The following is a 21,867-nucleotide window of genomic DNA, read 5'->3' on the forward strand; positions in this document are numbered from 1 at the left end:
ATGGTCGGCGAACAAGGTAGAAATACAATGATAAAACGAATGTTAAAAATAGCAATTATTGCAGCTTTCTCTGTTGCAGTGTCGGGACTTGCGCAAGCGGATACCGGCACGACACGCACCCATACCCTTGAAGAAATACGCGCAAAATACGCCGGTCCTACTTCACAATTTGCCGATATAGAAGGCATTAATGTGCATTATCGCGACGAAGGTAAAGGCCCGGTAATTTTGCTGATGCACGGCACTTTAGGTGATTTGTCTGACTGGGATGAATGGGCCGAGGTGTTAAGCAAAAACTTCCGTGTGGTACGATTTGATTTGCCCGGCTTTGGGTTAACCAGCGATATTCCCAGTGGGAATTACTCTGCGCCTCGTTCTCAAGTACTTATTGATGGGCTCATGGACCATTTAGGTGCGGAGAAATTTGCAGTCGTTGGCATCTCTTATGGCGGTATGCTGATGTTTCGTTACGCTGCTACCCGCACTGATCGCGTAACGGCAATGGTACTGATAAACTCTGCTGGTATTCAGCGTGGCAAAGCAGCGAAGAATCTCAAGTCTAAACCAGCAAAGCAGGAATCAGTACAAAAGCCAGCGAAACCAAGAAAGAATATATTTACTGATCCTGTGGTGCTAAGAGAGGATGTGGAAGCGTTCTATAACGGCTATATCAACGATCCTGAGCGGCGCACACCAGCACTTATTCAACGTAAGCTCGATTTACTGAATATTCAGAACCGCGATAAGCTAGCTATCGTGGCATATAAATTTTATGAGGCGGGTAATCCTCAGCGCGTGTTAGCGCATGTGAAGGCGCCGAGTCTAATCATGTGGGGAACCGCAAATCAGGCGCTGGATACAGCAACTGCAGATGCATTTATTCACGCGCTGACAAATGCCTGCAGTAAGGAACTGGTAACCTTTAATAACGGCGGACACTACATAAATTTAGAGCGTCCTTATGAAACAGTTAAGGTAGCGAACCAATTCTTCCTGAAGCTTAAAAATAATCCAGTTAAAGGTTGCCCCACATTATCCGAATAAGTGGTTTGAATTGCGCATTTTACACGCAGTATTAGGTATAAAGGACTTTAAAAGGTATAATCACCTGTTAATGTAGCAATATGCACACAATTAATCGATAGTTGTGTTAGATATTTTAAGTATTCGGGTATTCTTAAAGGAGAGATCTTTGACTAAATCGTCAATCATCGCCACGCTGAAACAATATGGAAACCAAAACGGGTTGAGCTGGGATGGTCCTACGCCGTTGTACCATCAGTTATACAGCTTGCTGAAAGAGCAGATTATCGATGGCACGATCAGTTATGGCTCGCAACTTCCTACCGAACAGGAATTGGGAGAAGCGTTTGGGCTGTCACGTATTACAGTTAAGCGCGCGATGGATGAGCTTTCAGCAGAGAAGCTGGTAGAGCGACGTCGGGGGCGTGGCAGTACGGTGACGTATAAATACAAACCCAAACCTGTTAAAGCGCCATTAGTGGGGATGCTGGAGAGTATTGAGACTATGGGCAGGCACACTCTGACTCGCATCCTGGATATTGCGGAAGCGATTCCACCTGCGGATATCCGTGAAGAGTTAGGTTTGCAGGATGGTCAAACCGCCTGTCGTTTGGTGCGTGTGCGTTTAACCGAAGATGAGCAAATTCCTTTCGCTTATTATTTCAGCTGGACACTCACATCGATTAGCACGTTTAGTGAGCAAGCGTTAAAGAACAATACCCGTATAGAGCTTTTGCGACGAAATGGCATTGTGCTCTCTCGAATTGATCAGCTTATCAGCGCTGAACCGGCCTCGCCGGATGTCGCCCGCGAACTGAATATGCGGGAAAACGCACCCCTGTTGGTGCTGGCGCGCCGGTCCTATGATTCTGAAGGCAAGCTGGTTGATATGTTGCACTGTCGTTACAACCCGGCCATTTTTCAGTATCAGATGAATATGGAATTAAACGACGAAAAGCATTAGTCGTTTAAAATACAACGAAAAGCCTGCCTCGAGCAGGCTTTTTTGAACCTACTCGGGATAACCGGTATAGCGATGTAACCTGTGCAGAGCGCTTGCCCAGTTTGGTGCACTGGCGGTCATAATATGTGCATCAGGTTTTTTTGACGGATTGTTATCCAGGCATCCGGCGGGAACAACGGCTGTCTCGTTTTCGCTTGTCAGGTTCGGGACTGCTGAGCCACAACTGGCACAAAAGCTACGAACATGCCGAGAACCTGCCAGTGTAAAGTTGGTTATGCTGTGCTCACCAGATAGCCACTTTATAGCATTTTTGCGAATAAACAGATTGGCCGCAAATGCCGACCCCGTATCTTTCTGACAATGCTGGCAATGGCAGATGAAAAAGTGCTCGAAGTCGTCTTCGATACGAAATGTGACTGTGCCGCATAAACAGGAGCCGTTAATGGTCATGTTTGTTCCTCAGGATCTATTGGCTTTCAATATTTAGGTCTTGTGATGTTGGCTAATCATTGTAGTACCAAGCCTCCAGGCGTTGGTCAGGTTTTTACGATATTGCCCAAACATTTGTTTCGTTATGTTCACCGAACTACGCTCATTTATGATTGTATTATACAAAATTGTGCTACTGCACAAGTCATTAATAACGATATACCATCCCGTGGATTTATACACAACGACACAATGTAGTGGTATTCCCTTGAAATGAGCGAAGTTATAATAAGGGTGTGGAAACAGCGGAGCGGTTAATGCCGACTCAATCAACGAAGGATTGAGACGGCGAGGGGAGACCGTTTTAAGCTAAAACGGTTTTTAATGCTGTTACACAAGCATCGGTTTCTTGTGGTGTACCAACGCTGATTCGGGACCACGTGTCGTAACCGGGCCAGGTTCTGCCCACTACTTTAATCCCCTGAGCCCGCATTTTTTCAGCAAATTGATCATGTGGCATACCACAATCCATATAGATAAAATTACCTTGTGGATTTTTTGCGTAAGGGCGTCCAAGTGCTTCTGCTGCGTCCGTTAACTTCGTTCGTTCAGTTTTAACCCGGTTACGCATCGTAGTGAGGTTAGCGTGATCGTCCATACTTGCCATACCAGCTACGAGACCCAGGTAATTCACACCGCCCATGCGTAGCTGGCGCCCCAGCACTTTCGCCTGTTCGGCGGGCATAATGGCATAACCTAAACGCTGGCCTGCCATAGCATGGATTTTCGAAAAGGTGCGACAAATAACCACATTGTAGCCTTCAGCAGACAGCTTGGATTGAACATTGCCCGGGTAGCCTTCGGACATCTCGATATAGGCTTCGTCGATAAACACCTGGGCTTTCTGTGAGACTCGTTTGGCAAAAGCACTCAGCTTTGCTGGATCCAGCGCGCGACCGGTAGGGTTGTTAGGGTTACAGATATAAACTGCGGTTGTTTCATCGGTCACTGCCGCTTCGATAGCATCCAGATCAAAATCCATATTGGCATCCAGTGGCACATAAGTGACATCTGCACCCATGAATTCGGCGCCGCGTGGCACGCCCTCATAGGTTGCCATAGAGGTGACGAGCTTATTGCCATTTTTAGTGATCCAGTCAGCATAACCAAACAGAATAGGCGACGAACCGTTAGTCACAATTATCTGATCTTCCGAAACACCTTCTTGTTCGGCAATCTTCTTTTTAAGTACTGCTACGGTTGGATCGGCATACCGGCACAGATTAAACAGTTCGCTTTGCATGGCTTCTACCGCTTTTGCAGAAGGGCCAAAAGCATTTTCATTTGACGATAATCTGATCAATCCATCATTCAGATTTGGTGTGGCAGACGGGAAATGGTCTGTCTTCATGCCAGCTGCGCTGAGTTCATTAACCCCGGAATCTACACAAGCAGCCAACGCTGTTGCACCAGCACCAAGTCCCACTGCTTTTAACCATTTACGACGGGACGAATCTACCGGAGAATTATTTTGGATTTCAGATTTCATAGGTCATGTCACTCTGTTTTAATATATAAAGTATACGGAGTATCCACATTAAAGCGTATTTAGAGTTGATGCAATAGTGCAATTTCGATATGTAATCAGATAGTTGAGGGTGGCAGTTCCACCAGAATAAAAATTAGCCCAAGCTAAAGTTTTAGAAATAAAGGTGTTACAGGGCTACGATGGTTTTGACGAAAATAAAAGCAAACAACTGTGAATAGAGCTTATTTAGTTTGAAAAACGACCAATGACCTAAAATCAGGGATAAAAAAGGGGCCCAAATTCGGGCCCCAACGGAGAACACAACAGATAACTCTGCCGTGTTTTTCTGGTTCCAGGGTAGGAATCAGCTTGTGACAACTGTTTTGCGAATAATCGCACTATTGATCAGGTTGGTGATTTGTTCATCACTGTAACCAATGTCTTGCAGGACAATATCGCTGTCTTCACCCTCCAGCGGTAAATCGTGGAACAGGGTAGTGCGCTCACCGTCAAATTCTATGGGTAAAGACGGTAACTTGGCTTTACCCTGAGGCGTGGTGACTTCCAGCAGGCCACCGGCATTCAGGTGTGGGTCATCAAACAAATCTGATGGTCGGTTAATCGGGGCAAATGGAATACCCGCACGTTCCAGGCGGTCCATCAGCGTGTGTTTGTCCATACTGGCAAATAATTCATTAATGACAGGGAGCAAACGATCACGTTGTAAAACCCGGTCGTTATTGGCTGCGAGACTTTCGTCGTTAAGGAAATCAGTGAGTTCGAACTCGGCACAGAATTTCTTCCACAACGTATCGCTAACCACACCGACGAAAATGCGCTCATCATTTTTGCAATGGAAAATATCATAGATAGACCAGGCACTGCGACGTACCGACATCGGTGGCGGCGCCTCACCCAGCACAGTTTCCTGGGCCATGTGTTGGCCAACCATATAAGCGGTGGTTTCAAACAGTGAGCTGGTAATGTGACGTCCTTTACCGGACTGTTCACGCTCATGTATGGCGGATAAAATTCCGATTACGCCAAACATCCCCCCGGTGATATCGATAACCGAAGAACCCGCCCGCATCGGGCGGTCAGGTAAACCTGTCATGTAAGCGAGCCCGCCCATCATCTGAGTGACTTCATCTAACGCTGTGCGGTTTTCGTATGGGCCAGTCAGAAAGCCTTTTAATGAGCAGTACACCAGGCGAGGGTTTAGCTCGCTTAACGCCTGATAACCAAAACCTAATTTGTCCATTGCGCCAGGGCGGAAGTTCTCAATCAGGATATCAGCATCTGCAATCAGCTTCAGCGCGATCGCTTTGCCTTCCGCTGATTTCAGGTCGACACACAGGCTGCGTTTATTGCGGTTATACATTGGAAAGTATCCGGCTCCAGAGCCTTTTAAGCGACGTGTTTTATCGCCCTCCAATGGCTCAACTTTGGTAACGGTTGCACCTAAGTCAGCCAGAATGACGCCTGCGGTGGGGCCCATGACCATATGCGTAAACTCAATGACTTTTAGGTTTTGTAATGGCTTGGTTGCAGTTGATTGCATTGGTTTATCCTTTATTCAAAATCTGTACTTTGATGGGTAATGAATATCAATAAGACATACTTGGCCATGTTCATCCATTGTCGGCTATTGCCGATGATTACAGGCGTTTGTCTAACTCCGGCAGCGCATTAAACAGGTCTGCAACCAGACCATAGTCTGCTACCTGGAAGATGGGCGCGTCTTCGTCTTTGTTAATAGCGACAATGACCTTACTGTCTTTCATACCTGCAAGGTGCTGTATTGCGCCAGAAATACCCACCGCAATGTACAGATCCGGGGCAACAATCTTACCGGTTTGACCGACTTGCATATCATTAGGTACAAATCCGGAGTCTACCGCTGCACGTGAAGCACCAACGGCTGCGTTGAGCTTATCGGCAATGCTGTAGAGCAGTGAGAAGTTGTCACCGTTTTGCATGCCACGACCACCGGAAATTACAATATTGGCGGCTGTTAGTTCAGGGTAGTCGCTGGCAGCAACCCTATCGCTTACAAACTGACTAAGCTGATTGGTTATCGTTACGTCTTGCGCGTTAACAGGGGCAGACGATGCCTTCTCACCTGCTGGATCAAATGCTGTGCTGCGAATGGTAAGTAATAACTTACTTTGTTCAGAGGTCACCGTAGCGATAGCATTGCCAGCATATATCGGACGTTTAAACGTGTTGCTGTCCAGAATGGCAATAACGTCTGAAATAGGTTGGCAATCCAATAGTGAGGCTACTCGTGGCAGCACGTTTTTACCAAAGGTCGTGGCTGGTGCTAACAGGTACTTATAGTTTGCGGCAAGGTCCTTCAACAGGGGAGCCAGGCTCTCGGCTAACTGATGCTGGTAAACAACGTTATCGAATAACTGTACATTACTGACACCGGCAACTTTGGCTACCTGGGCAGCCACGTCAGCGCATTCATAACCAGCGACTACCACATCGATTTGGTCGCCAAGCTGGCTGGCTGCGTTTAGCGTATTTAAGGTAGCGCCTTTGAGCGACTTATTGTCGTGTTCGGCTATAACAAGTACACTCATGAGATCACCTTTGCTTCATTTTTCAGTTTATTTACCAGCTCTTCAACGCTACTGACCTTGATACCCGCCTTTCGCTGAGCAGGGGCCTCAACTGCAGTAATGACAACTCTGGGCTGCGCATCGATTCCCAGCTCACTGAGTTCAATGATGGCCAGCGGTTTACGTTTGGCTTTCATGATATTTGGTAGTGATGCATAACGTGGTTCATTCAGGCGCAGGTCGGTAGTAATAATGGCTGGCAGGCTTAGAGACAGGGTTTGTAAACCACCATCGACTTCGCGGGTCACCTGAACATCGTTGTCACCCAGCACAACTTCTGAGGCAAAAGTACCTTGCGGCAAGTTGGAAAGTGCAGCAAGCATCTGACCGGTCTGATTATTATCGCCATCAATAGATTGTTTACCCAGAATAACCAGTCCTGGTTGTTCCTGAGCCACTATAGCGGCAAGTGCTTTAGCGATGGCCAAAGGCTCCAGGTCGCTATCGGTCTTCACCTGAATCGCACGGTCAGCGCCCAGTGCCATGGCCGTGCGCAGTTGCTCTTGTACAGCGTCAGAGCCGACCGATACCACAATGACTTCATCCGCTTGTTTTGCTTCCTTAAGACGCACAGCTTCTTCGACCGCAATTTCACAAAATGGGTTAATGGATTTTTTGGCATTAGCAATGTCAACACCCTTGCCATCAGACGTTGGGCGCACTTTTACGTTGTAGTCAACAACGCGCTTTATCGCGACGAGTATTTTCATATTTGCTCCAGGTGTCTGCCGGGTTTTACCGACTAAACAAAACGGTAAAACATGGCAAATAATTAGATATTGAATAAATGCTATAACAATATATCATATAGTGCAATGTGGATTTTTTGATTAATTGTTATGGTGGGTATCAGGCGATGCCTGTCGCCGGTTAGGGCGCTTTAGAGGAAGGCACTATGGAACGCGAATTCATGAATTACGATGTGGTGATTGTTGGCGCAGGCCCGGCAGGGTTATCAGCTGCATGTCGATTAAAACAGATCCGTCCGGATAGCCGTGTCTGCGTTGTGGAAAAAGGCAGTGAAGTCGGGGCTCACATTGTTTCAGGCGCGGTCTTTGAAACCCGAGCTCTAGATGAACTTTTTCCGGATTGGCAGAGTCTTGATGCTCCGCTTAATGTTGCGGTAGTGCGCGATGAAATCTACGTCCTCAAAAATGCCAACAAAGCCCAACGGATCCCAGCTGTGCTGACACCTAAAACCATGCATAACGAAGGGAACTATATTATCAGTCTTGCTGCGCTTTGCCGCTGGTTGAGCGAGCAAGCCGAAGCGTTGGGCGTTGAAATTTATCCTGGTTTTAGTGGTGCCGATATCCTGTTTAACGATGATGGCAGTGTAGGTGGGATTATTACAGGTGATTTAGGGGTAGACAATCAGGGGACGCCGAAAGAGTCCTATATGCCCGGTATGGAGCTAAGAGCCACTTACACGCTTTTTGCTGAAGGTTGTCGCGGTCATTTGGGTAAAACCCTTATTAGCCAGTTTAATCTTGATAATGGTAAAGAGCCGCAACATTACGGCCTGGGCATAAAAGAAATATGGAGTGTGCCACCTGCGCAACATCAGCCTGGCTTAGTCGTACACACCGCTGGCTGGCCGTTGAGTGAAAACGGCGCTGCTGGTGGGGGGTTCCTTTACCATATTGAAGACAATCAGGTGGTGTGCGGACTTATCACTGACCTATCATATTCGAATCCCTATCTGAGCCCGTTTGATGAATTTCAGCGCTATAAGCATCATCCGCAAATAGCCCGCCACCTGCAAGGTGGAACGCGTTTGGTTTATGGTGCGCGGGCGATTACCAAAGGCGGTATTCAGTCGCAGCCAGAGATGGAGTTTCCGGGCGGTATGCTGGTTGGCGACGAAGCCGGTACCCTTAACTTTGCTAAGATCAAGGGCAGTCATACGGCCATGAAATCTGGCATGGTAGCCGCGGAATGCGTGGCAGCGGCACTTGATGTAAACCGTGAGCGAGCAATGGCGGTTGATTACTATCAGGCGTATCAGCGAAGCTGGGCGTATAAAGAATTGTGGGTGCAGCGTAACTTCGGCCCGGCGCAACATAAGTGGGGCAATATTTTAGGTTCTGCTTATGCCTTTATCGATATTAATATTTTTAATGGTAGGTTGCCCTGGACCTTGTCGGACCCCATTGCTGATCACGCTACTCTTAAGCTGGCTCAGGACGCTCCGCGGATTTCCTATGCAAAGCCTGATGGCGTACTCAGTTTTGATAAACTCTCTTCGGTTTATTTATCTAACACAAACCATGAAGAAGATCAGCCCTGCCACTTACGTCTGAAGGATGCAGCCATCCCGATAAAAGTGAACCTGAACCGTTACGACGAGCCGGCACAGCGTTATTGCCCGGCTGGCGTATATGAAGTGGTGACTCAGGGAGAGCATCCGTATTTTCAAATTAATAGCCAGAATTGTGTGCACTGTAAAACCTGCGATATTAAAGATCCCAGCCAGAATATTCAGTGGGTAGCGCCGGAGGGAGCGGGTGGGCCAAATTACCCCAATATGTAAGGGGGGGTGATGACGGCTACCATTCTTTATACGCTGATTGGTTATAAACTGCTGCTGCTAGCGGTTGGCTTCTGGGCGCAGCAGCGTACCACGAATACTGCTGATTATTTTCTGGGAGGGCGGCAGTTAGGGCCGGTAGTGGCATCAATCAGTTATGGCGCAAGTTCAGCCTCAGCCTGGACGTTACTGGGGATGTCGGGCATGGCCTACCGGTATGGTGTAGTGGCGTTCTGGATGGCGGCAGGCGCAGTGGCAGGAGCCGTTTTTGCATGGATGTGGATTGCGCCGCGAATACTGGAAAGAAGTCAGGCCGGGGGACAGCTTACCCTTACCGAATTTATCACTGAGGATGTCAAGGCGCCCCAGTCTCAGCGTATAAAAGTGATGGCCAGTCTAATGATTTTGGGGTGTTTCGTGCTGTATATTTCCTCTCAATTTCAAGGTGCGGGTAATACGTTCGCCAGTACCTTTGGTATGGATGCCTCTGAAAGTATTTTGCTGGGAGGCACGATCATATTAATTTACACCCTGTTAGGCGGATTCTGGGCAGTCAGCGTGACCGATACGCTGCAAGGCATTCTGATGCTGATTGCTGCGGTGTTGGTACCTGTAGCAGCCTGGCACAGTGCCAGTGGCTGGCAGGGGATCACTACTGCCTTACATGCTGCCGGAGAGCCAGCCATGTTGTCTTTTTCCGGTACTGCCGCAGGATTAGCTACTGCGGGTGTTGTCGTGGGGGGACTGGCAGTTGGCCTTGGCACATTTGGTCAGCCTCATCTGGTCAGTCGTTTTATGGCTCTACGCGATGCCAGAGCGCTAAAGCAGGCGCGTTGGATTGCTATCGGTTGGTTTGCCCTGGTATTTTTCGGGATGTGCTTTTTAGGCATTGCCGGTAAGGTACTGCTACCTTCACTGGCCAATCCTGAAACGCTGTTTTTTGATATCACCGCCTCGTTGTTTCCTTCGGTCTTTGGTGCGGTGATGGTTGCTGCGGTGCTATCTGCGATTATGTCCACAGCGGATAGTATGCTGTTAGTTGCAGCTGCCTGTGTAGCTCATGATCTGGGGTTGGAGCGCTTTGTCAAAGGACATGAATTGCTGGTGTCCCGTCTGGCGATGTTGATGGTGTCATTAGCAGCGATAGCCTTGGCAATACTCCTACCCGCCAGTATTTTCTCGAGGGTACTGTTTGCCTGGACTGCTATTGGCGCGGCGTTTGGTCCGCTTCTAATAATTAAATTGCTTGGTGTTCGTGTCTCAGGGACGGGCACACTGGCTGGTATGTCTACCGGTTTTGTGTCGGCGGTAGTGTTTAACTGGCTACCTGATGCACCAGGAGACATCGCTGAGCGGGTTATCCCTTTCGCTATGGCTGTTTTTGTGTTGCTGCTGAACCGAAAGAAATCTTAACCCTGAAAGCCTGTGTTTTATGCCATTTATGACATTGAGAGTAAATGGCGAATGTCTTTTACTGGGTTGTCTTATGTTGCTGAGTGTCATCGGAAACTGATGGGCATAGCGATATGTAGCACGATCACCCGATGGGCAGTTTTCCCCGGCTCTTAAATTCTCTGCAAACGACTCGGCTACGAGTGTTAATGACTTGCCTTTCGCAGCATGCACCCGGACGTCACTCCGCATCGACATGAAGCGAGTACCTGCTGCATCGAGCGGTATCGGCTTAAGGTAGTCTTTAACTGCGACCAGCTCTAGTTCGCTAAAGAGCAGTGCACTAACCACTATAATGCTATCTACTTATTGTGGTTGACGTGCAGTCACTTCTGCGGCCACCGGTGAGCCGGCATGGTAATCAGGTATAACGATTGTGCTGAGGTTTAATTGATCGACTATCAACCACATGTTGCATGTAAAGTCAGTGATGCAAACTTGCCGGTTACGGGAGGTAGTGCTGATTTTCCAAAACCTGGATAGTAAGGTGCTATGACAGTGGACGTGGTTGCAAAAGCGGTCATAAAGCACTCGAAAATGCGACCCGGTTTAGGGCTAAGGTGTACATAAAGTAATGGCTTATTTGTGTGTTTATTGCAACCGGGTGGCGCTAAGTTAAGATGCATTTGTGCATTATAACCCTCAACGAACAATCGTATCGTCGTCATCGCTAATTTACCTGCAGAAGCAGTAAATCGGATAATCAGTCACATAATAATGCCGCACTCAGGCGGCATTATTAACAGCGTTTACAAGCTTATTGTTTGGGAGGCCATACAGGTGCTTCAGGTGCTTTAGGCGGCTCCCAGCCTTCTGGTACCGGTGCCGGCGTTTGCTCAGTCGCGTAAGCTTCCAGGCTTGAGACATTGGGGCCGTAGTCTTCTGTTGGCGCAGATAGGAATTTAGGGTCAATCGCGCGCGCTGCTTCACGGATATCTTCCGGTAATTCAGCCAAACCGCCGGGCAGGGTAGTAAAGGTGCTGAAGTAGCTGATATGACCTTCAGCCTGACCCATCAACATCCAGGGTAACCATGGTGTGATGCGTGACCATGAGCCCACTGCCGGAATATGGGTCAGGTTGGGGTTTTCTACGTCTTCTTTTTTAAATACATAGATGAATTGTTCAGATACACGGTTAAACGTACCAGCAGACTCGCGCACCCATTTATCAGGTTGTAAACGGTTTGGGTAGAATAAGTTTATCCCGGTGTTCAGAATGATCGTGTCGTTTGGACCTTCTTCCCAATCCAGTAAAAATGGTTCTTTTTCCGGTTTACCCATATTAGTGCCAGCGTAGGCATTCGCCTGCTGTTTGTAAGCGCTGATAGTGAAGTTATAGGGGTCGTTGGCAATTGGCACTACGCGTACGGTTTCACCCGTATATGGGTTATCCCAGGTTTCCAGAATTTCACCGGTTTCAGGATCTTTGTAGAATACCACTTCACGCAGCATCCGGCGGATACTGCCATCAGGTAATTTTTTTGTACGGGTAAAGCTAAACCCTTCCATAATAAATAGTTCGCGAACTGTCTCATTGGGGCGGACACCAAATACCTTACCTTTTAACCAGCCTACTTTTTCTTTCGTCGGATCCAAATCGCCATCCAGGCGGGCATAGGTATCACGGTTCCATTCCGGGTTTTTAAAATCGACAGTGGTTAAAAAGCTCGGCGTTTCCTTACTAACGCTGGTTTGCGGTTGACTGTCCTTTTGCGCAGATGCTGTGCAGGCGGTTGTGAGAAAAGCTGCAATCAAAGCCGTCGCCAGCGATCTACGGTTAGCGCTTTGCGGGATGAACCGGTTAAAAAAGTTATTCATTGCCACATCCTAGATTCTTTCAATTTAATAATATGATTGTTATGCATGATCAGCTTAGACCGTTCCATTCTGGCTAGTCTTTGAGAATTGTCATGTTTAACGCATAAAAACAAAAGGGACGCGCGGTGTTTTGGACAGAAAAAGGGGTGATGAACCAAAATAATACCAACCCGCATAGAAGAGTCTCCTGTCAGCAATACTGGCAAACGTCTATGGGGGTTGGTATAACGGGAAAAGATACAAAAATTCAGCAAACGATGCTGGTCTCTCAAATGTAGTCTGATTTGTTAACTGGTATGCGAGTGTTCGCCCGCCTTGTTGTCATTATCTGCAAGCCCGGCCTGGTCCATTCTTTTGGGGCTTCAAAACATTTTAACCGCGATTTTCTGTATAGGTGCGTATGCGGGATAAAACCGACAGGTTGTCGTAGCCGCTCATCATACAATCATAAAGACGGTGTCTCTTAGTCCAACCCATTCGTTTTCAGGTTAAAAAGGACGAAGTGCGACACTTTTGCCATTGATAACGATTGATCAATATCAGCGATAGGTTACCTGCGGGCTCGAAACGACTTCTTCCGTTAATGTTAAAATTGCCGTGTGATATAAGCGCGGTGTCAGGGCGTATCAGAGCCACGCAATGCTTCCGCTAGTCTTTGAGCAGGGCGTCCATGTATGGATGATGAACATTTAGTGCAAGGGGCTTGCGACAAACTGACCATGTTGATCGATTGTGACAATCGTGCCAACCTGAAATTGTTGCTGTAACATTTTCGTTTGCTGATGATAGGTTTGTTCATCAATTCGCGTCGCCGAAAAAATTGATACGCCGCGCAGTGGGGTTTCATCAGGTTGATTGGCGAAGCTACCGTTGATTCCAAGACTGGCGGTAATGTGTGAGTGAGCGGTAGGAACGGTGATTAGCATTTGATAAGCCAATACTCCCGTCTCCTTGTCGGTAACAGTCATGGTGGCTGTATCAGCCGAAACGGTTTTCAGCCGGATGTTTTGATTCTGGCTGTAAACGTTTAACGGTGCAAAATTAACCACTGTTACATCGTCGCCGGCTTCGCCGCGGCTGATTTGAATTAACTCCACACCCTGTTCGGCGGGGATATCGAGCCCCAACGCACTGCCTGCAAAGGCACCAGGGGGATAGAATTTGCGTTCCTCCGAGGTGACCAGATTACCTTTTATGGAAATTGCTTTGAGCGTTTGATAATAGGGAATTTTTGAATTGTAGCTGCCATCCAGGTAAGTATTATCGCTGACCCAGTAGCCTACAGAGGCTATCCAGAATGGGTTGTTTGTCAGGTCTGTTGCATAGCTTTTCGTTGGAGAGGTAAAAGCCGTTAAGAATACAGGCAGCCACAGCAGTGCGAACAAGCGGTAATTAATTTTTGCAGACATAAAATAACCCTGGTAACGGCCTGAACAGTCAGGCTTTCAGATACTACTTCAGCATAGGAACTGACTGAATGCAGAACCTTAACATTTGTCAAAAATACAAAAAGTATGTGGGTAGCGTCTGAACAGCACTGAAACAGGTCCGGATAGTGGGTTATTTTACCGAAGAGTAATAAGCGGCCAGGTTAGCAATATCTTCATCTGAAAGTGGTTTAGCCATCATTGTCATCATCGGGTCTTTACGGACATCACCGCGAAAATCTTTAAGTTGCTTTTCCAGGTAAGCGGCTTTCTGACCAGCCAGATTGGGCCAAATTGGGCTGTGACTAATACCGTTAGCACCATGGCAAGCTGCACATTGCCCGGCCAATGCTTTACCTTTTTCTGCGTCCCCAGCGTGAGCAGAACCTAATGATAAACCCAGTAACGCTGCCAGAGCTGTAAGTTTCAGTTTTGATATATTCATATTTACTCCAAAAATCATCTTATTGCACGGTTTAGTATCGTACATTTTTATAAAATAAACAGTCCCTGATGCTGGTTACTTCCGGGCCTACGAAAGTTGTCTAACATTCGCCAGGAAATGTACAGTAAGGGTCAACCGGTCTTAATAATCAGGCGTTAATTTTCGCAATAATTTCGTTTGCTGCGCGCTCCCCAGACTCTAAGGCACCTTCCATACCTGAGCTCCACTGAGCGGTATGTTCGCCTGCAAAATGCAGATTACCAACTGGTATTGACATGCTGCTGGCATAGCGAGTCAGCTGACCAGGGCGCCAGACTGCAAAGCTGCCTCTTGACATGGCTTGATTGGTCCAGGTGTAGGTTCTGACAAAACGCACTGCGCCTTTCGCTTCTGGTAGTGCGGCATAAAACGATTTCAGAATCTGTGCTTCGGCTTCTTTGGATGATAGCTGTGCGATCATGTCGGCACCTTTACCATTAATCCACACAGTTAGATTCGTGATCCTACCAACATTACTTGGGTCACTGGCAAATACTCGTTCGATTACTGAATCGGACCAGACATTTGGCAAGAAGCCTTTCCCTTCCCAAAACGGCGTATCTACTGCAAAGTGAGCCTGAAACACCTTACCGTAAGCCAGTTGAGCAATGGCTTCTTGCTGTATGGCAGGCAATGCAACCTGTATATCCACATGACGTAAAGTTGAAAAGGGAACGGCCGCAATCACATATTTCGCCTTGTGTGTACTGCCGTCAGCACACGTAATACTGTAACCTGAACCGGATGTAGCAATTTTGCTGACTACACTATTGAGACGAACTTCGCCATGCAGATGCTTAGCCATCGCTTCCGGAATACGTTGATTACCACCGGTGCCCATCTTAACGCCGCCGGGCGTCTGCATGGACTGCATGACTATCGCGTTGTTACGGTGTAAAAACAACAGAGAGGCTTCTTCAAGCGTCGGGCCATAATTATTGCTGATACCGGCAATATCAATGGATGCCTGATTAATGCCCTTTTCTTTAAATAGTGTCGCAACGGGGTAATCGAGTTTGGCAAACTCCGGCTGCAGCCAGGCGTTGCTGGCGTCAAAGGGAGGCATGCCCATCACGGTATTTAATAGCCTGTCCGGTAGTACTTGTTTAAAGGCTTCAGGAAACGGATTCTGCGCTGACGTTGGCCATTCAGAGGGTAAAATTCGATGGCCACCGGCATGTATAATTTGACGTACTGGTTCATTACCAAGCATAAAGTTAACGTTATGCAGTGGCACGCCATGTTTCGCAGCAACATAAATCATTCTGCCATAGTTAGGACCAATAGTTTGTCCGCCCGCTTCAGGTGCACCCGGTACGTCGTTCAGGGTGTGTAAACGTCCGCCAATACGGTCACGTCCCTCCAGCACCTTAACCGTCATACCTGCCTGCTCCAGCAGGTCAGCAGCGTACAAACCAGACAGGCCTGCGCCGATCACGATAACGTCGGTATTTGAAGATGCCCAACTCAGTGGCGGGAGCATGCTGGCACCCATAAGGGCAACACTGGTTTGCAGAAACTGACGTCGGTTAACGTGAATGGATTTACTCATAATACAGGCGTCTCTTTACTGTAGCGCTGAATCGCTGGATTTCCTTTTTAAACATCCTAAGGGATGCAAGCCGTTGAGCATTGATTATTGTCAAGTTTCGTGAGGTGTAAATAAAAAGGAGTCTCCCAGACTCCTTTTTAGAACATAGAATGCACTTGAAATCAAGTATCTGCGAGCTCACTGACCTTTGCAATATTCAGTATCTGCAGCACATTTAATTGTGGAAACGCAATGAGGCCGTCAGCTTTTAATTTTGCCAGGGAACGGCTAACAGTTTCGATGGTAAGGCCAAGGTAGTCGGCCATATCCTGACGGGTCATATACAATTCAATGCGGTCAGGACGGGCGCCGGGTAAGCGTTCCAATAGTTGCATAAACAGGAAACACAACCGTTCATGCGCTTTTTTCTGGCCAAGAATATACAGTTGATCCAGAATACGATTAAAAATACGTGAACTAATTTCAGCGATATTTGTTTTAAGATGCGGTAATTCGTCAGCCAGACTGTACAGGCGCTTGCGATTGAACTTATACAGTTCTGTTTTTGTCAGGCTGCGTACCGCATAATCGTACTGGGCTGCGTTGGTGATCCCTAAAAAATCGCCTGGGAATAAAAAACCCAGCACCTGCCTGCGGCCGTTGTTCGATACACGTTCAATGGCAACGGTGCCACTGATGACATTGTAAACGTGGTCGGAAGGAGCATTTTGTCGGAACAGGTAATCGCCGGCATTGCATTTGGTTTGATCGGCACAGGTTTCAAGTTTATCCAGTTCCATACTGGTCATATCGTGAAACAGTGCACAGTCATTGTGCGCAAGGCGTCCATGCATTGGGCGAATATGTTTAGGTATAAAGATAGTCAACATAGCCGTGTTACCTCTGCTTTGGTGCTGAATGTTAGTTGAGTTTTGTAGACCAGCAATTATTGCGCCAGATACGGACTCCAACTCCGATACCAATAAAAACAATCGTCTATATACGATTGTTGCTATAATGTTAAATGTTTAATGATATGTCAATGTATTATTTTGGGGCATTTGCTCTAATTTAGCGCATTGAGAGCGTGCAACGGTATTATCTCTTTGTTGTTAAAAAAAATATTGCATACTGTATTTTATCTAATATGATATAAAGATATAGCAATAAATTTTGAGGGTGCGATGCGATTTCTAACACGTCGATTAGTTATGCCAAATGATTTGAATTATGCAAATGCATTGTTCGGTGGACGAGCGCTTGAATGGATCGATGAAGAGGCAGCAATATATGCCACATGCCAGCTTGATACAAATAGTCTGGTTACTAAACATATCGGTGCCATTGCCTTTGAGAGCCCGGCCCTTCAGGGCGATGTAGTAGAGTTCGGACTGACAACGAAAGCGGTTGGCAGGACATCAATTACCGTGAGTTGTCTGGTGCGTAACAAAGCAACTAAGAAAACGATTTGTTTAGCCGATGATATAGTTTTTGTACAGGTGGATCCGGCGACTCGTCGCCCTGTGCCGCATGGCAAAACGCTTGAGATCTTGCGTGATCAGACACGCAGAGAGCTTTCCACGTTAAATCTGGACCAGGTATGACTTGTTTTGATTTTGAGCATCTGGTGGCCATGGCTAATCAACAAGCTGACCAGCAAGAGCTGGAAGTTGGCCCGGCACAGCAGGGCTTTACAGCGTTGTTTGGGCCGGTCTTTACCCGAGGCGCTGACTGTTATCTTTTTGTTGACGAACGACATGTAAATCCGGAAGGCTTTGTACACGGTGGGTTGCTCAGTGCATTTGTAGACTATGTGTTTTATGTAAGCGCCCAACTAACGTTGCCAGAAACAGTGGTTTGTCCAACAGTAGATTTGCAGGTTCAGTATATGGGGGTTGGTAGACTGAATGATACATTGTTTGGTAAAGCTGAGATTCTGCGGGAAACCCGGGACCTGCTGTTTATGCGTGGTGAGGTTCATGCAGGCGACACGCTGATCGTCTCGGCGAGTGGCGTCTATAAGAAAGTACGCCCCAAGCCGTAGAGATGTTCATCGCAATATCAGTTACGGGAATAGGTTGCCGTCAGTCTGCCGTGATCCAGCATGTTGGCGTGGATCATAAAGCCAACCATTGCACCGGTAGATTCAGGCGGCACTTCAATTTTTTCGATACCCAGTGCATAAACGGTCACGATATAACGGTGCGGTTTATCACCCGCAGGCGGGCATGCCCCACCAAACCCCGGACCTCCAAAATCGGTTTTACCCTGTAACGCTCCTGCTGGTAACTTTTCGCCATCCGGGGTGCCCACGCCAGCGGGTAACGATAAGATATTTGCAGGCAGATTATAAACAATCCAGTGCCACCATCCAGAACCAGTTGGTGCGTCAGGATCGTACATGGTGACAGCATAACTCTTGGTTCCCTCTGGACCCGCAGTCCAGGTTAGGTCTGGTGAAATATTCAGACCGTTGCACCCAAAGCCGGCAAATACCTGAGACTGTGTTAATACACTACCATCCGGCACGGCATCACTGGAAACATCGAGCGCTGCGTAACCGGTTGCACTGAAAGTGAAGAAGGAAAAAAGGGTAGCGATTCGAACAAGTGTTTTCATTATAAAGTTCTCTGTCGGGAAGATTAAACATAAAATAAATCAAAAAGCACCATTATCCAAAGGATAAGCCGCCACAACGTTAAATTACTTCGATGAGTTAACGAAATTGAATCCCTATTATATCCAGGGAATATGGTCACCATTGCGGCTTCGGCGGTAAAGCAGAAGGGCAGTGAAGTCAGCTCAGCGACGGTCTGTTACCCAGCCTGCCTTAGTCGGGAGCCAGACTTTTGCTGTTTCTGACACTAAGTCACATGTCCATTAGTCCTCTGATAGAACCTGATTCAGTCGTCAGATCATCTGAGTGAGTCGACCAGTCGCACTGATTTGTTTAGTTGAGCGTGGCTAGACCTGCATTGCGCCTTATCTTGTCTTTTTACCTGGACTACCAGGCGATACTCGCAGTGCTGCGGCTGCTACACGGATACCCATCCAGAACAAAACACATACACCAAAGCAGTTAATACCTTGCAGCACTGAAGTGCTCTCGTCAACGCGAAACTTTACCCTTCATTTTCGCAATGGATGATTGAATTTTGACCGTATTGACAAATGTCAAGGATTGTAACGGTGACGGTTCCTAAGATGATAACTGTAAGTTCAAAAAAAATGTCAGCACGTTCAACGGATGTTGAGACAGGCTGTAACAATAAAAAAGACAAGTAAATCTATTCTTGGAGAACAGTATGGTGATCGCCTCTAAAGCAAGTAAATCAATCGTTTTCTTTAAATGGTTAAAGTCATTAACAAGAGATGCAAACGCTTACAGTCTGGTAATAGGCGTTAGTATTCTGGTTATTATTGAAGCCATGTTCAATGGTCTGCTTAGCTAAACCATTGCTTCTTTTTAACTTGAAGGTGAGAGTCTGAGGCGAAGCCTGCGGCAGTGACCCCAGGCAGGTTTCACAAATTATTTCACCTTGTGGGTCCTTGTAAACTCTTGACATTTGTCATGGTCAATCTTCCTTTGCAACCTTTAAGGTTTGTTTAACGGATGCCTTAAGGCCCGTATCAAAACGATACATAACAATAACAAATACGTCTGTTAGTGCCTGAGGGCACGCCGTATACATCGTCAACAGCCACGCAGTGAATGCCGATACCACCACAACGCGTTGACTTACTGAGGAAACAAGATCATGAAAAAAAACAGGCTCGCTCTCTTAATTTCTGCATCATTTCTAGGCTTTATGCCACTAACGTCAAATGCACAAAACTCCCAGGAAGATGAACTGGCCATCGAAAATATTACGGTAACCGCTCAGCGAAAAGCGCAGAGCATACAAAGTACTCCGGTTTCAGTTTCCGCGTTCAGTGAGCGTGATATTGAGCGTATGCAGATAGATAATGCCAAGGACCTGAGTCAGGTTGCGCCAAACGTGACCATCCAACCAGTGACCGGGGGAAGTGCCAGTATTGCACCATATGTGCGGGGCGGTGGTGTGCGTGATACAGCTATTATAACCTCAGAAGCCGAGGTGGGTATATATATAGATGATGTCTATCAGCCTCGCTCAGCGGCCTCTTTTATTGAAATGCTGGATCTCGAACGTATCGAAGTATTACGTGGCCCGCAGGGCACACTTTACGGACGTAACAGTTCAGCCGGCGCGGTTAAGTTTGTATCTCGCACACCCGATGAGCTATTCCGCTTTAAAAATGAAGCCGGTGTAGGTAGCTGGGGTGAAGCTTACGATAAGCTGGTGGTCAGTGGTGCACTCACCGATGATGGCGCATTGCGCGGTGGTTTTTCTGCCATGTATCGCGACCGTGATGGTGGCCGTCAATATAACGAAACGCTGGATAAAAAAGTGGGGGAGGAGCGCTTTGCCGGTATGCAGGGCGATCTGTACTATGTGGGTGAAGGCTATGATATTCGTTTGAAAGCCTACTATACGGATTACGACAGTGATGGATTACAAGCCTCGGCACTGGACCCAACCAAAATGGATCAACCTTATGAGGATATTCCATTTGTCTCTGGCAGTATCGAGCGGGTGTCTTCGCCAGAGGAGTCTTATACCTCAGACAAGCAGTATGGCGCTAATCTGAAGGTGTCAGCTGAGTTGAGTGACAATATGCAACTCGTGACGATTACAGCTTGGAATAAGCTGACTGATGATTGGGCTGTCGGTTTTTCAGGTGGCGTTCAACCTGCATTTTTGGGCTTGACCGGTGACCAGCCTATCGAGCTGTTTTACCGTGAATCTGCAAGTGATCAGGACTCCTTTACTCAGGAAATTCAGCTTCAGGGAGATATCCTGAACGGTGATGTTAGCTATATCGGCGGACTGTATTACTTTACTGAATCAGGTTCTCAATATATCGATAGCGTGCTGTTTTTTGAGCCAGGCTACACCGAGTTTAATATCGCTACCAACAGCTACGCAGGGTTTGGCCAGATGACCTGGCATGCGTCTGACCAACTGGATTTAACCATCGGCGGTCGTTATACCAAGGATGATAAGGAACTGGACGCGTTGGTGAGTGGTAGCGTGGTATCCCGTGATGATGATTTCAGTCGTTTTACACCCAAGCTTGGCGTGGACTATAAAGTTGATGACAATATGCTGATTTTTGCCAGTTATACCGGCGGCTTTAAGGCGGGTGGATATAATGGGCTTGCAAGTACCGCGGATGCGCTTAATACCGTGGTCAAAATGCAACTGATGGATGCTTATGAGGTGGGTCTAAAGTCAGACTGGATGAAAGGTCGGTTGCGCGTCAATCTGGCGGCGTTCTTCAATGATTACGAGAAGCTACAGCAGGGCGTAGTAACCAATGAAGGTGTGTTTATTGCCGAAAACTACGATGCTGAGCACAAGGGGATCGAAGCTGAAGTCCGGTATCGTATCAGTAGCGAGTTCTCAATCTGGGCCAACGGTGTATATCAATCCAACGAATATACCGACACCTATGCCGCAGAAGGTCAGCCTTCGGGGGCGTTACTGGGCAACAGCATGACCGGCGCCTTTGATTATCAGTATGCTGCGGGTGGTGATTACACGATCGATATCGGGGATGGTATGCTAAGTATCGGTGCCAATATGAATCGTCGCGGTGATTATTACTCTACTGCAGATAATGCCGAAATCGGGCACGTTCCCGCACTTACGCTGTACGATGCCTATTTGTCCTATGAGTATGACAAGTGGACTGTTCGGCTGGCTGGAAAGAACCTCACCGATGAGAAATACTGGTTCACTGGGTTTGGTTTTAGCGTTGTTCAGCCGCGCTTTATGGCTGACCCTCGGACCTGGCGTTTATCGGTTACCTACTTATTTGAATAAACCACCTCGCTAAAACTGGAAAAAGGGAGTCGCAACGCTCCTTTTTTACCTGATAGGTGCGCCGTTATTGTGCGCGCCTGCACCGAAATAGTCCAGTCTGCGACATCGTCAGCTTAAATTCCTTCCGGCTTACTCAATAAAAAC

General features: G+C 47.4%; 18 protein-coding genes. 7 read left to right on the plus strand and 11 right to left on the minus strand.

Translation table 11 applies throughout. The annotated features are described in order from the left end of the window. A complete protein-coding gene (locus tag AC2T0J_RS09325) occupies positions 1-1,044 on the plus strand; it encodes an alpha/beta fold hydrolase (protein WP_489809860.1) in 1,044 nt (347 codons plus the stop codon). A 148-nt stretch (positions 1,045-1,192) separates the two neighbouring features. Next, entirely contained in the window at positions 1,193-1,987 is a 795-nt protein-coding gene (locus AC2T0J_RS09330) for a GntR family transcriptional regulator (RefSeq protein WP_489809861.1), read from the plus strand. Between the two features lie 48 nt (positions 1,988-2,035). Here AC2T0J_RS09330 and AC2T0J_RS09335 read toward each other — a convergent pair whose 3' ends face one another. From AC2T0J_RS09335 to AC2T0J_RS09355, 5 genes are all read right to left on the minus strand, one after another. Beyond that, positions 2,036-2,437, minus strand: a complete 402-nt coding sequence (locus AC2T0J_RS09335; RefSeq protein WP_489809862.1) for a GFA family protein — start codon at positions 2,435-2,437, stop codon at positions 2,036-2,038. Between the two features lie 343 nt (positions 2,438-2,780). Continuing rightward, complete coding sequence (locus AC2T0J_RS09340) at positions 2,781-3,965, minus strand: pyridoxal phosphate-dependent aminotransferase (RefSeq protein ID WP_489809863.1); 1,185 nt, start codon at positions 3,963-3,965, stop codon at positions 2,781-2,783. A gap of 343 nt (positions 3,966-4,308) precedes the next feature. After that, positions 4,309-5,505 carry a CaiB/BaiF CoA transferase family protein gene (locus tag AC2T0J_RS09345; protein ID WP_489809864.1) on the minus strand — a complete coding sequence of 399 codons (1,197 nt, stop codon included), beginning with the start codon at positions 5,503-5,505 and terminating at the stop codon, positions 4,309-4,311. Positions 5,506-5,602: 97 nt separating this feature from the next. After that, positions 5,603-6,532: an electron transfer flavoprotein subunit alpha/FixB family protein gene (locus tag AC2T0J_RS09350; RefSeq protein ID WP_489809865.1), complete on the minus strand. Its 930-nt coding sequence runs from the start codon at positions 6,530-6,532 to the stop codon at positions 5,603-5,605. Then, positions 6,529-7,281 (minus strand): electron transfer flavoprotein subunit beta/FixA family protein, encoded by a 753-nt coding sequence (locus AC2T0J_RS09355; protein WP_489809866.1) that lies wholly within the window; start codon positions 7,279-7,281, stop codon positions 6,529-6,531. Before AC2T0J_RS09355 ends, AC2T0J_RS09350 begins: the two co-directional genes overlap by 4 nt. A 185-nt stretch (positions 7,282-7,466) precedes the next feature. On the opposite strand from AC2T0J_RS09355, the gene AC2T0J_RS09360 reads away from it, so the two are divergent. Beyond that, a complete protein-coding gene (locus AC2T0J_RS09360; protein WP_489809867.1) occupies positions 7,467-9,104 on the plus strand; it encodes an electron transfer flavoprotein-ubiquinone oxidoreductase in 1,638 nt (545 codons plus the stop codon). 9 nt (positions 9,105-9,113) lie between these two features. Further along, positions 9,114-10,514, plus strand: coding sequence for a sodium/proline symporter (locus tag AC2T0J_RS09365; RefSeq protein WP_489809868.1), 1,401 nt, complete (start codon positions 9,114-9,116; stop codon positions 10,512-10,514). A gap of 796 nt (positions 10,515-11,310) precedes the next feature. On the opposite strand, the gene AC2T0J_RS09370 is transcribed toward AC2T0J_RS09365, so the two are convergent. From AC2T0J_RS09370 to AC2T0J_RS09390, 5 genes are all read right to left on the minus strand, one after another. Continuing rightward, positions 11,311-12,372, minus strand: coding sequence for a DUF1838 family protein (locus AC2T0J_RS09370; protein ID WP_489809869.1), 1,062 nt, complete (start codon positions 12,370-12,372; stop codon positions 11,311-11,313). Positions 12,373-13,061: 689 nt separating this feature from the next. After that, positions 13,062-13,781 (minus strand): hypothetical protein, encoded by a 720-nt coding sequence (locus tag AC2T0J_RS09375; protein WP_489809870.1) that lies wholly within the window; start codon positions 13,779-13,781, stop codon positions 13,062-13,064. Between the two features lie 151 nt (positions 13,782-13,932). Further along, positions 13,933-14,244 carry a c-type cytochrome gene (locus AC2T0J_RS09380; RefSeq protein ID WP_489809871.1) on the minus strand — a complete coding sequence of 104 codons (312 nt, stop codon included), beginning with the start codon at positions 14,242-14,244 and terminating at the stop codon, positions 13,933-13,935. A 148-nt stretch (positions 14,245-14,392) separates the two neighbouring features. Then, on the minus strand, positions 14,393-15,835 hold the full coding sequence (locus AC2T0J_RS09385) for a flavin monoamine oxidase family protein (protein WP_489809872.1): 1,443 nt from the start codon (positions 15,833-15,835) through the stop codon (positions 14,393-14,395). Positions 15,836-15,996: 161 nt separating this feature from the next. Continuing rightward, positions 15,997-16,704 carry a Crp/Fnr family transcriptional regulator gene (locus tag AC2T0J_RS09390; protein WP_489809873.1) on the minus strand — a complete coding sequence of 236 codons (708 nt, stop codon included), beginning with the start codon at positions 16,702-16,704 and terminating at the stop codon, positions 15,997-15,999. Between the two features lie 294 nt (positions 16,705-16,998). Between AC2T0J_RS09390 and AC2T0J_RS09395 the strand changes: the two genes are divergently transcribed. Continuing rightward, complete coding sequence (locus tag AC2T0J_RS09395; protein WP_489809874.1) at positions 16,999-17,418, plus strand: acyl-CoA thioesterase; 420 nt, start codon at positions 16,999-17,001, stop codon at positions 17,416-17,418. Beyond that, entirely contained in the window at positions 17,415-17,858 is a 444-nt protein-coding gene (locus AC2T0J_RS09400; RefSeq protein ID WP_489809875.1) for a PaaI family thioesterase, read from the plus strand. The genes AC2T0J_RS09395 and AC2T0J_RS09400 overlap by 4 nt, the downstream gene beginning before the upstream one ends. A gap of 17 nt (positions 17,859-17,875) precedes the next feature. On the opposite strand, the gene AC2T0J_RS09405 is transcribed toward AC2T0J_RS09400, so the two are convergent. Then, on the minus strand, positions 17,876-18,433 hold the full coding sequence (locus tag AC2T0J_RS09405; protein ID WP_489809876.1) for a YbhB/YbcL family Raf kinase inhibitor-like protein: 558 nt from the start codon (positions 18,431-18,433) through the stop codon (positions 17,876-17,878). A 1,139-nt stretch (positions 18,434-19,572) separates the two neighbouring features. Here AC2T0J_RS09405 and AC2T0J_RS09410 point away from each other — a divergent pair. Further along, positions 19,573-21,723, plus strand: a complete 2,151-nt coding sequence (locus tag AC2T0J_RS09410) for a TonB-dependent receptor (protein WP_489809877.1) — start codon at positions 19,573-19,575, stop codon at positions 21,721-21,723. Positions 21,724-21,867: the final 144 nt, after the last annotated feature.

The sequence above is a fragment of the Alteromonas sp. ISO5 genome (assembly GCF_058105165.1).

What these genes read in the sequence shown, in the direction of transcription:
- AC2T0J_RS09325 (WP_489809860.1), top strand. Translation starts at nt 1, where the DNA reads ATGGTCGGCGAACAAGGTAGAAATACAATGATAAAACGAATGTTAAAA.
- AC2T0J_RS09335 (WP_489809862.1), bottom strand. Translation starts at nt 2,437, where the DNA reads ATGACCATTAACGGCTCCTGTTTATGCGGCACAGTCACATTTCGTATC.
- AC2T0J_RS09340 (WP_489809863.1), bottom strand. Translation starts at nt 3,965, where the DNA reads ATGAAATCTGAAATCCAAAATAATTCTCCGGTAGATTCGTCCCGTCGT.
- AC2T0J_RS09345 (WP_489809864.1), bottom strand. Translation starts at nt 5,505, where the DNA reads ATGCAATCAACTGCAACCAAGCCATTACAAAACCTAAAAGTCATTGAG.
- AC2T0J_RS09350 (WP_489809865.1), bottom strand. Translation starts at nt 6,532, where the DNA reads ATGAGTGTACTTGTTATAGCCGAACACGACAATAAGTCGCTCAAAGGC.
- AC2T0J_RS09355 (WP_489809866.1), bottom strand. Translation starts at nt 7,281, where the DNA reads ATGAAAATACTCGTCGCGATAAAGCGCGTTGTTGACTACAACGTAAAA.
- AC2T0J_RS09360 (WP_489809867.1), top strand. Translation starts at nt 7,467, where the DNA reads ATGGAACGCGAATTCATGAATTACGATGTGGTGATTGTTGGCGCAGGC.
- AC2T0J_RS09365 (WP_489809868.1), top strand. Translation starts at nt 9,114, where the DNA reads ATGACGGCTACCATTCTTTATACGCTGATTGGTTATAAACTGCTGCTG.
- AC2T0J_RS09370 (WP_489809869.1), bottom strand. Translation starts at nt 12,372, where the DNA reads ATGAATAACTTTTTTAACCGGTTCATCCCGCAAAGCGCTAACCGTAGA.
- AC2T0J_RS09375 (WP_489809870.1), bottom strand. Translation starts at nt 13,781, where the DNA reads ATGTCTGCAAAAATTAATTACCGCTTGTTCGCACTGCTGTGGCTGCCT.
- AC2T0J_RS09380 (WP_489809871.1), bottom strand. Translation starts at nt 14,244, where the DNA reads ATGAATATATCAAAACTGAAACTTACAGCTCTGGCAGCGTTACTGGGT.
- AC2T0J_RS09385 (WP_489809872.1), bottom strand. Translation starts at nt 15,835, where the DNA reads ATGAGTAAATCCATTCACGTTAACCGACGTCAGTTTCTGCAAACCAGT.
- AC2T0J_RS09390 (WP_489809873.1), bottom strand. Translation starts at nt 16,704, where the DNA reads ATGTTGACTATCTTTATACCTAAACATATTCGCCCAATGCATGGACGC.
- AC2T0J_RS09395 (WP_489809874.1), top strand. Translation starts at nt 16,999, where the DNA reads ATGCGATTTCTAACACGTCGATTAGTTATGCCAAATGATTTGAATTAT.
- AC2T0J_RS09400 (WP_489809875.1), top strand. Translation starts at nt 17,415, where the DNA reads ATGACTTGTTTTGATTTTGAGCATCTGGTGGCCATGGCTAATCAACAA.
- AC2T0J_RS09405 (WP_489809876.1), bottom strand. Translation starts at nt 18,433, where the DNA reads ATGAAAACACTTGTTCGAATCGCTACCCTTTTTTCCTTCTTCACTTTC.
- AC2T0J_RS09410 (WP_489809877.1), top strand. Translation starts at nt 19,573, where the DNA reads ATGAAAAAAAACAGGCTCGCTCTCTTAATTTCTGCATCATTTCTAGGC.